We start from the raw sequence: 13,230 nt of genomic DNA, 5'->3' as shown, positions 1-13,230 counted from the left end.
TTTGTTAAAACTTGATTGCCAAACGTGCCTTGGCAATTTTTTTACGATCCAACGTAATCGTTTTGTGTCGCGTCTTATCCAGATAATCCAGCGTCAAGCTGTCAGGCGTCAGATCCGTCATCGTGCCCTCATAGACCTTGCGTCCGTCCACCGCTTGATACAGCGAGACGTGAATATAGTCGTTCAATGCTCGCTGATAGTCGCTTTCTTTTTTCAAGGGCCGTTCCGCACCCGGTGAGGATACCTCTAAAAAGTATGCCTGGGGAATCGGGTCAGGGTCAACGTTGTCCAAAGCCTCGCTCAGCTGATCACTGACCGTGGCACAGTCTTCCAGCGTAATACCGCCTTCTTTATCGATATAGACTCTTAGATACCAGCTCTGTCCCTCTTTGACAAATTCGATATCATACAGCTCAAAGTTATGCTCAGCCAGGATCGGCTCAACCAGCTTTTCAACCGCGTCAACTACCGTACTGCTCAAATCCGCCACCTCCAATTTCATTGCAATAAAAAGAGCGAGCATTGCTGCTCACTCCCTAACGAGTTATTCACTATTGATAGTATAGCATCTTTGTTCATACTTAGCAACCATAAGCCAAATTTGCCATTTCTACGCTAGCTAAATAATGATCAGCTACCCAGTCAGCTAAAATGCTTAGCGTTAAAACAGACTAAGCTGATTTTCATCCGGCAAGTCGTCTAAGACATGGTTAGCTGTCATAAACTCAATCAAAGTCTGTGAAACTTTACCGCGCTCGGAAAGATCTTCTTTGGAAAGGAACGGTCGCTGGGCCCGGGCGGCTACGATCTGCTTGGCAACGTTGACCCCCAGTCCAGGAATAGCTCGAAACGGTGCAATCAATGAATTGCCATCAATCAGCCAGTCCGTAGCATCGGAACGATTCAGATCAACCATCTCAAAGTTGTAGCCGCGTTCCAGCATTTCATTGGCCAATTCCAAAATCGTCAGCAGACTCTTATCCTTGGCACTGGCTTCATTGCCCTGGTCGTTGATCTGCTGCATGCGCGCCTTGACGGCATCCTTACCATGCGCCATGGCGACTACGTCAAAGTCATCGGCCCGCACCGAGAAATAGGCGGCGTAGTATACCAATGGGAAGTAGACCTTAAAGTAGGCAATCCGCAGCGCCATCAAAACATAAGCTGCCGCGTGCGCCCGCGGGAACATGTATTGGATCTTCAGACAAGAATCCAGATACCATTGCGGCACGCCCGCCTGCAGCATCTTTTCTTGCCATTCTTCTGGAATCCCGCGCCCTTTACGCACGTGCTCCATGACCTGGAATGACGTTTCTGAATCCAGACCATAGTGGATCAAGTCGGTCATGATGTTGTCACGACAACCGATAACGTTGGCAATCGTAGCAGTACCGTTTTTGATCAGTTCTTGAGCGTTGTCCAGCCACACCCCAGTCCCGTGCGAAAGACCAGAGATCTGCAACAGCTGTGAGTAGTTCTTCGGGTGCGTATCGTCCAGCATTCCCCGTACGAAGCGGGTCCCGAATTCTGGCAATCCCAAGGTCCCAGTTTTACTTTGAATCTGTTCTTCAGTAACACCCAAGATGTCGGGACTGGAAAACAGACTCATCACCCCAGGATCATCCATTGGAATCGTCTGTGGATTGACACCAGAAAGGTCTTGCAAAAAACGAATCATGGTTGGATCATCATGACCCAAAATATCCATCTTCAAAATGTTGTCGTGGATTGAATGGAAATCAAAGTGTGTCGTCTCCCAGGCTGCGTTTTGATCATCAGCTGGATACTGCACCGGCGTAAAGTCATAGATGCTCATGTCATCCGGTACGATAATAATTCCGGCTGGGTGCTGACCGGTCGTCCGCTTAACGCCGGTTGCACCTTTGGCCAGACGATCCTCTTCGGCACCACGGAACTGCTGCTCAGTATCGCGTTCAAAGGCCTTGACGTAGCCATAAGCTGTCTTGTCAGCCACCGTACCGATCGTCCCGGCCCGATAAACGTTCTTTTCACCAAAGAGCACCTTCATGTAGTTATGCGCGATCGGCTGGTAGTCGCCAGAAAAGTTCAGATCGATATCGGGAACCTTATTACCCTTAAAGCCAAGGAAAGTCTGGAACGGAATGTCATGACCGTCTTTAATCATCAAAGTCCCACATTTAGGGCAGTCCTTATCTGGCATATCAAAGCCCGAGCTGTACTCACCTTTTGTGTAGAAGTGGCTGTATTGACAGTTGGGACAGCGATAATGCGGCGGAAAGGCGTTAACCTCGGTAATTCCGGCCAGGTTGGCCACGACTGATGATCCAACCGAACCACGCGAGCCAACCAGATAACCGTCTTTATTGGACTTGGCTACCAGGCGCTGGGCAATCAGATAGATAACTGCGTACCCGTTGCCGATGATCGAATTTAATTCCAATTCGACACGATCCTTAACTAGCTTTGGCAATGGATCGCCATACCAGGCATGCGCGGTATCCCAGGTCCGCCTGGCCAATTCTTCATTGGCGCCCTTCATGTTCGGTGTGTGCAGCGAATCTTGCACTGGCCGCATTTCTTCAATTGAGTCGGCCAAGCGATTGGTGTTTTCCACGACAATCTCGTGGGCCTTTTCTTCACCTAAAAAGGCAAACTGCTTGAGCATGTCATCAGTCGTTCTAAATGGTACGTCTGGCCGACGGGTCCGGTTGAGTGGGTTGGCGCCACCTTGTGAGTTGATCAAAATGTGGCGATAGATCTTGTCTTCTGGATTGAGATAGTGTGCATCACCCGTTGCCACCACCGGCTTATCCAGGTCGGCACCCAATTTGACCATATTTTTGATGATGTCTTCCAGATGCGCGGTGTTTGAGATAATCTGCTGTTCAATCAAAGGCGCGTAGTTTGGCTTGGGCTGAACCTCAATAAAGTCATAGTATTGTGCTTTTTGCTTGGCATCCGTGTAGCCTTTTTCCATCATGGCGGTAAAAACTTCGCCTCTTGAGCAGGCCGTCCCAATCAAAAGTCCATCGCGGTAATGATCCAACACGCTGCGCGGAATCCGTGGTACCCGGTAAAAGTACTTAACGTTGGCCAAAGAGACCAGTTTGTAGAGATTCTTTAAGCCATCACGATTCTGAGCAAAGATCGTCGCATGAAACGGTCGCCCATGACGATAAGCGCCATTATCCGACATATGCTTGTTCAAATCATCGACGTACTTGGCATCGTAGCGCTTTTCAGCATCTCTTAAAAAGATGTGCAGCAAGTGTCCCGTTGCCTCGGCATCGTGGTCGGCCCGGTGGTGGTGATCAAGTCCAACCTTAAACTTACGGCTCAAAGTATCCAGCGTAAACCGGTGCATTTCTGGGTGCAAAAAGCGCGCCAATGGCAAAGTATCGATCACCGGAGCTGTAATCCGCGGCAAGCCATCACGCTCATAGCCGGTATTCAAAAAGCCCATATCAAAGCTGACGTTGTGTCCAGCCAGCAGGCAGCCCGCACAAAAGTCTTGGAACATTTGAAAGACTTCGGTTTCCGACTTGGATCCCTTAACGTCTTCGTCAGTAATCTTGGTCAGTTCCTTGGTTTGTTCAGAAAGCGGGAAGCCCGGATCGATAAACTGGTTAAACGAGTCTAACACCTCACCATCACGCATCTTGACGGCCGATAATTGAATCACCTTATCGTAGATCGCTGAAAGCCCCGTTGTTTCCACGTCAAAGATGACATACGTGTTGCCTAAAAGCTCATCGTGGTTTTCGTTGTAGACCAAAGGAATCCCATCGTCAACGACATTGGCTTCCACACCATATAAAATCTTGATCTTGGCATTGCCTTTTTTGTCATGGCTGGCGTTAAACGCCTCGGGGAAAGCCTGCACGCCAGCATGATCGGTTACGGCAATAGCCTTCATCCCCCATTTTTCAGCCTGTTTGATGTAGTCGGAAATTGAGTTGGTGGCATCCATCGTACTCATCGTGGTATGCAGATGTAATTCAACGCGCTTTTCACCTTCCGCGTTGTCTTTTCTGGCAGGATGGCTGACTTGTTGAATCGCATAGGCCATGATCGTCAAATCACGCATGTAAGTGTCTTCTTGAACCGGGCCGCGTGCCTTGATCCATTCGCCTTCCTTGATCGCCGCAAACTTAGCCTCGTCTTCTTTGTTGTTGGAAAATTTCTTGATTGCAAATGATGATGTGTAGTCGGTTACCTCTAAGATCAGCAGCTGGCGACCACTGCGCAGCTCACGGACTTCTTTGGAGAACACGTATCCTTCAACGACCACGTTGCGCTCTTCTTCCGTGATCTCAGCCATCCGCCGAACCGGTTCCTTGGGATTGATCGGCTTGCCAATCACCAACGGACCATCACCCAGGTCAGGCAGCGAATTATCCTGCTGCTTTTTTTCGGCCTTTTGCTGCTGCAGTCGTTCCATGGCCTTTTTTACCAGCTCTTGGTCTTGTTGCTGCTGTTTGGCCTTGAGCTCTTTGATTTTTTGTTCAGAAGCCGACTGATCGACTAAGGGATGAATTCGAAACTGTGGAAAACCGACTTTTTGATAGCCTTCTTCAATCGCACTCAGCAGATTCTTAACGAAAAAGTCCTTGATGGCCTCGTTTTCCAACAGCAGCTGAACGCGATTGCCATCGACTTCGGGGATCGTTTTTGAACAGACCTCGCGTGCCATTGGCGATTCGCCGACTTCGGCATCAACCACGTATGACCAGTAGTCAACAACTGCCTTGCCATCCAATTCATCGGTTGGCGTAACGATCCTGACTTTGGCATTAACGCCGGCCAGCTGGCTAAAGCTCATCTGCAAAGCCGAGATGAACTGCCGGAATAATGCATAAGGCATGACCTTGCGCAATACAATGTCAAATTCCCAGCATTTGGACTTGCGGTGAACGATTACCTGCTTGATCTTGCCATCCTTAAAGGCCGGATCATTTTTATCCATCTTTAGTTGATCCAACAGATGCTCAAACAGCTCGTGTCGTGATAACTTCACTCCAATGCTCCTCTCTCATTCATTAAAAAAAGCGGCTAAAAGCAGAATCTATTCTACCTTCAAACCACTTTTTGTAAAGTCTGTCGCTCAAAATTTATTCAGCGGCGGTTTCAGTATTTGGCATCAATTGCTTGAGCAAAATGCCAACCGTGTTTTCGACTTCTTCTTGCTTGATTTCGATCGTTTCGCCAGTCTTACGGATCTTGACTTCAACGATGCCTTCGCTGGCCTTCTTGCCGACCGTGATCCGCAGCGGCAGACCAATCAGATCGGCATCGGCAAACTTGACGCCGGCCCGTTCCTTACGATCGTCGAGCAGCACTTCATAGCCAGCTGCTTCCAAAGTTTTGGTGATGCTTTCGGCCATCTGCATCTGTTCATCGTTTTTGGCATTGACTGGGATCACATGCACGTCAAATGGTGCGATGCTGTCTGGCCAGGCCAAACCGTGTTCATCGGCCGTTTGTTCAGCAACTGCTGACAGCAGCCGGGAAACCCCGATCCCGTAGCAGCCCATTACCATGTCGGTTTGACGACCATTTTGATCCAGCACTTGAGCACCAAGAATTTTGGAGTAGTGCGTCCCCAGCTTGAAGATGTGACCCAATTCGATCCCACGCGTAAACTTGATTGGCTGACCGTCTGGTGCGATTTCGCCTTCTTGAACGTTACGGAAATCGCCAAACTCATCAACACGGAAGTCGCGATCGAGGTTGGCATTGACGTAGTGGAAGCCGTCTTCATTAGCACCGCAAGCCATGTTGACCAATACCTTGACGTAGTTGTCGGCTAAGATCTTCACTTCTTCACCAACACCAACTGGCCCCAGTGAACCAGGGTGAGCACCCAAGTACTTTTCAGCATCTTCTTCAGTGGCCAGACTGAGTTCTTCACAGTCCAACGCGTTTTCGACTTTGGTTTCGTTAACCTCGTCATTGCCGCGCATCAATACAAGCACTGGTACCGTTTCTTCTTCATCCATCTTAGCCATGTACAGCATGGACTTGATGATCTGGCTGCTTTCCATTCCCAGGCTTTCAGCCGCCTCGTCAACACTGTGAGCACCTGGCGTTGGCTGCTTGATAAGTTCAGCCGGCGCATCGGTCTGTTGAACGCCAGCAAACTTGCTCGTCGCCTTTTCCAGGTTGGCTGCGTAGGTACCATCCGTGTAAGCAATCGTGTCTTCACCCACTTCAGCTGGCGCGGAGAATTCTTGTGAGTTCTTGCCGCCCATCGTACCAGAGTCGGCTAAGATTACCTTGTAGTCCAGCCCAATGCGATCAAAGATGTTGCGATAAGCCTGTGCCTGCAGATTGTAGGCTTCATCCAGACCGGCTTGATCAGCTGAAAATGAATAGCCGTCCAGCATCTCAAATTCCTTGCCCCGTAAGATACCATAGCGTGGCCGATCTTCATCACGGAATTTGTCTTGCAATTGGTAAACAACCAATGGCAGCTTCTTGTATGATTGGACACTGTCACGCAGAATGCTGGTAACCGTTTCTTCATGCGTAGGTCCCAGGATAAATTCACGATCGCGGCGGTCCTTGAGCTTAAACAGGTTATCCCCATAGCTTTCGTAACGACCGGACTTTTTCCACAGGTCGGCTGGCAAAAGTGCTGGCATCATCATTTCAACCGCACCGGCTTTGTCCATTTCTTCGCGAATGATGTTTTCCACCTTGCGAATCACGCGGTAGGCCATTGGCAGATATGCCCAGACCCCGGCCGAGACTTGATAGATGTAGCCGGCGCGCACCATCATCTTATGGCTGAGCGCTTCAGCATCAGCTGGTGCTTCTTTTTTGGTAGGAATCAAAATCTTTGATTGCTTCATAATTTAAAAAAATACTCCTTTGAACGGCTTCATGAAACGGAGCCAGAAATTTTAATGAATAAAGTAGCGTTGAATATCGTTCCAAGTAACCAGAATCATCAACAGCATCAAGAAGGCAAAGCCAATGATCGTAACGATGCCTTCTGCTTTTTCGGGAATCGGCCGTCTGATAATCGCCTCGATGATGTTTAATAACAGCTTACCACCATCTAATGCAGGAATCGGCAGTAAATTGACGATCCCCAGGTTAATCGATAACAAGGCCAAGAAGTTGAGCACCCCGTTAATCCCAAGTGCCGTAGCCTGTGACGTGCCGGCATAAATGGCAACCGGCCCGCCCAAGTCATTAAGGCTAAAGCCATGCGTAAACATGTGCCCCAACACACTGAAAATCAGAGTACCGGCCTGAACGAACCGTTGCCAGCCAAACGTGATCCGCGACTTGGCATCGGTCTTTTGCTCTTCAACAATACCGACTTGACCAACCGTCTCATTGCCCTGCTTGACTTTTTTAGGCGTCATCGTCGTGGTATACGTATGACCATTGCGCTGGTATTCAACGGTCAGCTTTTTGCCCGGATTGCCCGAGATTCTAGTTGCCAAAGCCGTCCAGTTCTTGGTTCGGTGACCATTGATCTCAGTAATCCGATCGCCTGCCTTCAAGCCTGCTTTGGCTGCTACGGAATCAGTCTGCACCTGACCAAGCCGATTGCTGTTGGTTGGAATGCCGCTGAGCGTAAAGCCCAAAATGATAAAGACAACCAATGAAAGCAAAAAGTTGTTAAATGGTCCGGCAAAGTTGGTCAGCATCCGATTGCCCAGGCTGGCCGAACGGAACTGAACATCTTTGGGAGCAATTTGAACGACGGTGCCATCATTTTCGATAATCGTGGCATCATGATCGACACTATAGGTCTTAACCGTACTTTCATCACCATTGACGTAGCCTTTGATCCACAAGCCTTCGTTTAGGTCATGATCGATCAGCTGCAGCGGAATCCCTTGAAACAGTGTGTTTTTGTCACTTGTATTGATGCTGGTGACTTTTTGCTGGTCGTTAAGCTGAATGGAAACCGGCGTTCCGGGACGCAGCGACTCCTCATCTTCTTCATCGGCACCTGCCAGTCGAACGTACCCGCCCAATGGCAGAATTCGGATCGTATAAGTCGTGCCATTTTTGCGATGCCACCAGATCTTGGGACCCATGCCAATCGAAAATTCACGAACCAGAATGCCGGCCCGCTTGGCAAAATAGTAGTGACCATATTCGTGAACCAAAACCAGCAGCCCAAAGACAATAATAAAGGTAATAATCGTTAATATCACAGAATCGCCTACCTTTCGGCCAGCTTAGATAATCCCCAGCAGGTACAGGGCCGGCATGACCAGCAGCATGCTGTCAAACCGGTCCAAAATACCACCATGGCCAGGCAGGATCTTACCGGAGTCCTTAACGCCGTAGAATCGCTTGAGTGCTGATTCAACCAGATCACCAAACTGACCCAAAATCGAAAGCAGCAGCGTCAAGAAGACCATCAAGCCCCAGTTATGGTAGCCAACCGGGAAGAAGTAAAGATAAACAGCCAAGACGACTGTTGCCAAAAGCGTACCGCAGATCGAGCCTTCCCAGGTTTTGTTCGGGCTGACGCGCGGAGCCAGCTTGTGCTTGCCCAGCTTACGACCAAACAGATAAGCTCCACTATCAGTCAGCCAAACGATCAGCATGGCATACAAAAGCGTCGTAAAGCCAACGGCCCGTGCTGCCAAGAAGTTGTTAAAGCCAATGCCGACATACAGCATTCCCAATGCCAAGACCCCAGCATCGTCAAAGCTGAAGCGCTGCTTATGCACAACCGTATGCAGCAGCAGCAACAGCACCATTACGTACATGGCAAACAGCCGCGTAATGTGACTCGGCAAAAAGTCCAGCCAACTGTTTGGCAAGACCATGACTGCCACGCCAATGTAGCTGACGATGGCTGGAAAAGACGTCAAAAACATCTTTTTCATGCTGAGGATTTCGCCGATTGCAATCATCCCTAAGACGACTGCCGCAATCGTTAATGGCCAGCCGCCATAGACAATCAGTGGAATAAAGATTGCCAAGGCAACGACCGCCGTAATAATCCGTGTTTTCACTAATCTTCACCCGTTTCTATTTATTTACCAAACCGCCAAAACGACGGTGCCGCCCTTGAAATTCAATCAGGCATCGTTTAAGCGTCTCGCCATCAAAGTCTGGCCAGTGTTCTGGCACGAACAGCAACTCACTGTAGGCAATCTGCCAAAGCATAAAGTTTGAGATTCGCTCTTCGCCGCTGGTCCGAATCAAAAGATCAGGATCTGCATATTCGCCCAGCTGAGCTGACATCAGATGGCTGCTGATCGTGTCTTCAGTGATGGAAGCAGGATCAAGTTCGCCGGCTGCCGCCTGTTGAGCAATTGACTGCACGGCCCGCTTGATTTCATCACGCGCCCCATAGTTAAGCGCGAAGTTTAGAATCATACCATCGCAGTCTTTAGTATCAGCCATGGCATCATAAACGGCCTTTTGCGTTTTTTCAGGCAGTCTGGTGATATCGCCCATAACCGTTACCTTGACGTTGTGCTTAACCAGATCTGGCACAAACGTACTAAAGAAGCGAATCGGCAAGTCCATCAGGTAGCTGACTTCGCTTTCTGGCCGTTTCCAGTTTTCCGTTGAAAAAGCGTAAAGCGAGAGTACTTTTACGCCAAGGTCGCTGGCAGCAATCGTGACTTTCTTCACCGTCTGCATACCCTGTTTGTGACCCGCCACGCGAGGCAGGTGTCGCGCCTGCGCCCAGCGGCCATTGCCATCCATGATAATGGCAACATGAGCTGGGATGCGGGACATATCCAATTGCGGCTCATCTGCCGCCTGGTGATTCTTGTTAAACAAGAACAACCCTCCATTTCCGCATTGTTTTTTAATTGCAACACTTTTCATTTTACCAGAAATCTAGGCCTGGCTCTACATTTGTCGCCAACTATGCATAATATTAAGCTAGATTTTAGTATGGCTGGCACGGTCCTCAGTAAAAAATAAAAAGAAACCAACGCCACGCACGTTGATTTCTCTTTTGAGTTAGAATATAGAACTTAGCCTTCCAGCAGTTCTTTTTCTTTTTCGTCGGCAATCTTTTCCAGGTTCTTGATTCCTTCATCGGTTTCTTTTTGAACCTTGTCTTCCAGCTTGTGGAATTCATCATCGTTAAAGTCGCCGTTCTTGTTGCCCTTCTTCAGGTCATCCATGGCTTCCCGCCGTACGTTGCGGACCGCAACCTTGGCCTTTTCCAGTTCAGCCTTAACCTGCTTAACCAGTTCCTTACGCCGTTCTTCAGTCAGTTGTGGGATCACCAGCCGAATTGCGGAACCATCGTTTTGAGGCGTCAAGCCCAGGTTAGAAGCGTAGATAGCCTTTTCAATCTCACCCAGCAGACTTTCGTCATATGGTGAGATCAGCAGTTGCCGTGCCTCTGGAATCGTAATCGAGGCTACTTGGTTCAAAGGCGTTGGCACGCCATAGTATTCAACCTTAACCGAGTTTAACAGACTAGCGTTGGCACGACCAGCCCGAATGTCAGCCAAAGACCGGCGCAGTGCGTCACCGGACTTATTCATCTTTTCTTTAGCTTCTGCTAGGATTTGTTTACCATCAGCCATTATTTATTCCCCCTCAATCGTCGTCCCAATCTCTTCGCCTTTAACGACACGGACAATGTTGCCAGGCGTGTTCAGATTGAAGACTACTAATGGAATGTGATTGTCCATTGACAGCGAGCTGGCAGTGGAGTCCATCACTTGCAGGTGTTTGTCTAAAATGTCCATGTGCGTCAGATGATCGAACTTAATGGCATCCTTGACCTTGTTTGGATCAGCAGAGTAGACGCCATCGACCCCGTTTTTGGCCATCAGAATGGCATCAGCGTCCATTTCAGCAGCCCGCAAAGCAGCCGTCGTGTCGGTAGAGAAGTATGGTGAACCCGTACCGGCAGAGAAGATAACAACGCGGCCCTTTTCGAGGTGGCGAATAGCCTTGCGACGAATGTATGGTTCAGCAATCTGGCGCATTTCGATGGCCGTTTGAACCCGCGTTGGCACGCCAACTGATTCCAAGGCATCCTGCAACGACAGACCGTTCATGATCGTACCCAGCATCCCAATATAGTCAGCCTGGGCACGTTCCATCCCCATCTGTTCGCCGGTAATACCGCGCCACATGTTACCACCACCGCAGACGATGCAGACTTGAACGCCCAAATCGCAGACCTGCTTGATTTCTTCAGCGATCTTCTTGATTACCGGTGGATTGATGCCGAAGCCTTTTTCACCAGCCAAAGCCTCACCACTAAGCTTCAAGACGATCCGGTTGTATTTTACTTTAGACATTTGAAATTCCTTCCTGCTATGCACGATTTTGCAAAAAAAGCGCACCGATGTCATCGACCAGTGCGCATTTCGTCAATTAACGAATTACTTCAGTTGTTCCTTGACTTCAGCAGCCAGGTCGCTTTGCTTCTTTTCGATACCTTCACCGACTTCGTAGCGAATGAAGCTCTTCAGCTTGCCACCCTTGGATTCAACGTATTCAGCAACCGTTACGTCTGGGTCCTTGACAAAGTCTTGGTCTGCCAGGCAGATTTGGGACAGGAACTTGTTAAGACGACCTTCAACGATCTTGTCAACGATCTTTTCAGGCTTACCTTCGTTCAGCGTTTCTTCCTTGAAGACTTCGCGTTCGTGAGCCAGGCGATCAGCTGGAACATCTTCACGAGTCATGAATTCTGGGTTAACGGCAGCAACGTGCATAGCAACGTCCTTAGCCGTTTCTTCGTCAGCACCTTCCAGAACGACCAGTGCAGCAATTCGGCCACCTTGGTGCAGGTAAACACCAAAGTTGTCGCCGTCTTCCTTGTTAACGAAGGCAAAGCGGCGCAGAGAAACCTTTTCACCAGTCTTTTGCGTCGTGGAGATCAGGTCATCATTCAGCGTACCGTTGGCCGTCTTGGAAGCCAGGGCAGCGTCCAGGTCAGCTGGCTTGTTTTCCAGCAGTACCTTGGTAACGTCAGCCAGTGATTCCTTGAATGGGTCAGAAGCAGCCACGAAGTCCGTTTCTGAGTTCAATTCAACGATAACGGCCGTGTTGCCGTCAACGGCGATGTTGGTCAGACCTTCAGCAGCGATCCGGTCGCTCTTCTTGGCAGCCTTGGCAATCCCCTTTTCACGCAGCCAGTCCATTGCCTTATCCATGTCACCATCGCTGGCAACCAGGGCCTTTTTGGCATCCATGATACCGGCACCGGACTTCTTCCGCAGTTCCATTACTTGCTTAGCTTTGATTTCAGCCATAAGTACGTCTCTCCTTAAAATTAGATGTTTTAATAAAAAAGGCTGTTTTGCGCTTAGGCCAAAATGGTCCAAACTGCAAAACAGCCCAAGCGTTAACTAATTTGGTTAGTTGTTGCCTTCAACGCTGTTCTTCAGATTTTGCAGATCGTCTGAAGAAACTTCCTTTGGTTCGTCAGCAGCTTCAACGGCTACTTCAGCTTGCTTGGCATCGTCTTGGCCTTGCTTGCCTTCGATGACAGCATCTGCCATCTTAGCCGTGATCAGACGAACGGCACGAATAGCATCATCGTTGGATGGGATGATAACATCAACATCGTCAGGGTCAGTGTTGGTGTCAACCATGGCAACGATTGGAATGTGCAGCTTTTGAGCTTCCTTAACAGCGATTTGTTCCTTGTGTGGGTCCACAATGTACAAAACGTCTGGGATGCGTGGCATGTCTTCGATACCGCCAAGGAAACGTTCCAGCTTTTCGCGTTGCTTAGTCAGCACGGAAACTTCCTTCTTTGGCAGTACGTCGAACGTACCGTCTTCGCTCATCTTCTTCAATTCCTTCAGGCGAGCAATCCGGGATTGGATCGTCTTCCAGTTGGTCAGGGTACCACCCAGCCAACGGTGGTTGACGTAGTATTGACCTGCACGCACAGCTTCTTCTTCGATTGAGTCTTGTGCTTGCTTCTTCGTACCAACGAACAGAACAACGCCGCCCTTAGCAGCAACGTCCTTCATGTAGTCGTAGGCCGTGTCGATCATCTTGACCGTCTTTTGCAGATCGATAATGTAGATGCCGTTGCGTTCCGTAAAGATGAATGGCTTCATCTTAGGGTTCCAGCGACGAGTTTGGTGACCAAAGTGGACACCGGCTTCAAGCAATTGCTTCATGCTAACAACAGACATGAATCATACCTCCAAATAGTTTTTTCCTCCCTGCCGTTCAACTGTCAGGGGCACCGATTGGCACTTCCTCTAACATCCCGCCAGGTGTGAATTGGGCATTTAGCACCGACTGATAGTATACAAAAAA

The 13,230-nt window shown here is 49.2% G+C and carries 10 protein-coding genes; all 10 read right to left on the bottom strand.

Annotation, left to right across the window (positions count from 1 at the left end; all coding sequences use genetic code 11):
* Positions 1-4 precede the first annotated feature (4 nt).
* Positions 5-502: a ribosome maturation factor RimP gene (gene rimP, locus HF864_RS01895; RefSeq protein ID WP_169461547.1), complete on the bottom strand. Its 498-nt coding sequence runs from the start codon at positions 500-502 to the stop codon at positions 5-7.
* A gap of 159 nt (positions 503-661) precedes the next feature.
* Complete coding sequence (locus HF864_RS01890; protein WP_169461432.1) at positions 662-4,999, bottom strand: PolC-type DNA polymerase III; 4,338 nt, start codon at positions 4,997-4,999, stop codon at positions 662-664.
* 94 nt (positions 5,000-5,093) lie between these two features.
* Complete coding sequence (locus HF864_RS01885) at positions 5,094-6,836, bottom strand: proline--tRNA ligase (RefSeq protein WP_169461431.1); 1,743 nt, start codon at positions 6,834-6,836, stop codon at positions 5,094-5,096.
* A gap of 51 nt (positions 6,837-6,887) precedes the next feature.
* Positions 6,888-8,162 carry an RIP metalloprotease RseP gene (rseP, locus tag HF864_RS01880; RefSeq protein ID WP_169461430.1) on the bottom strand — a complete coding sequence of 425 codons (1,275 nt, stop codon included), beginning with the start codon at positions 8,160-8,162 and terminating at the stop codon, positions 6,888-6,890.
* Between the two features lie 24 nt (positions 8,163-8,186).
* Positions 8,187-8,975, bottom strand: a complete 789-nt coding sequence (locus HF864_RS01875) for a phosphatidate cytidylyltransferase (RefSeq protein WP_169461429.1) — start codon at positions 8,973-8,975, stop codon at positions 8,187-8,189.
* A gap of 16 nt (positions 8,976-8,991) precedes the next feature.
* Positions 8,992-9,756 carry an isoprenyl transferase gene (locus HF864_RS01870; RefSeq protein ID WP_272216323.1) on the bottom strand — a complete coding sequence of 255 codons (765 nt, stop codon included), beginning with the start codon at positions 9,754-9,756 and terminating at the stop codon, positions 8,992-8,994.
* Between the two features lie 200 nt (positions 9,757-9,956).
* The gene (gene frr, locus HF864_RS01865) at positions 9,957-10,520 is read right to left on the bottom strand and encodes a ribosome recycling factor (protein WP_169461427.1); all 564 of its coding nucleotides are present in this window, start codon (positions 10,518-10,520) and stop codon (positions 9,957-9,959) included.
* A 3-nt stretch (positions 10,521-10,523) separates the two neighbouring features.
* Positions 10,524-11,246 carry a UMP kinase gene (pyrH, locus tag HF864_RS01860; protein ID WP_169461426.1) on the bottom strand — a complete coding sequence of 241 codons (723 nt, stop codon included), beginning with the start codon at positions 11,244-11,246 and terminating at the stop codon, positions 10,524-10,526.
* A gap of 84 nt (positions 11,247-11,330) precedes the next feature.
* Positions 11,331-12,206 (bottom strand): translation elongation factor Ts, encoded by an 876-nt coding sequence (gene tsf / locus HF864_RS01855; RefSeq protein ID WP_169461425.1) that lies wholly within the window; start codon positions 12,204-12,206, stop codon positions 11,331-11,333.
* A gap of 105 nt (positions 12,207-12,311) precedes the next feature.
* Positions 12,312-13,103, bottom strand: a complete 792-nt coding sequence (rpsB, locus tag HF864_RS01850; protein WP_169461424.1) for a 30S ribosomal protein S2 — start codon at positions 13,101-13,103, stop codon at positions 12,312-12,314.
* Positions 13,104-13,230: the final 127 nt, after the last annotated feature.

This window comes from Lactobacillus sp. MRS-253-APC-2B (assembly GCF_012843675.1).
GTDB classification, from domain to species: Bacteria; Bacillota; Bacilli; order Lactobacillales; family Lactobacillaceae; genus Limosilactobacillus; species Limosilactobacillus pulli.
Note: the sequence above shows the minus strand (reverse complement) of the source record. Positions and strands in the feature narration are given on the sequence as shown.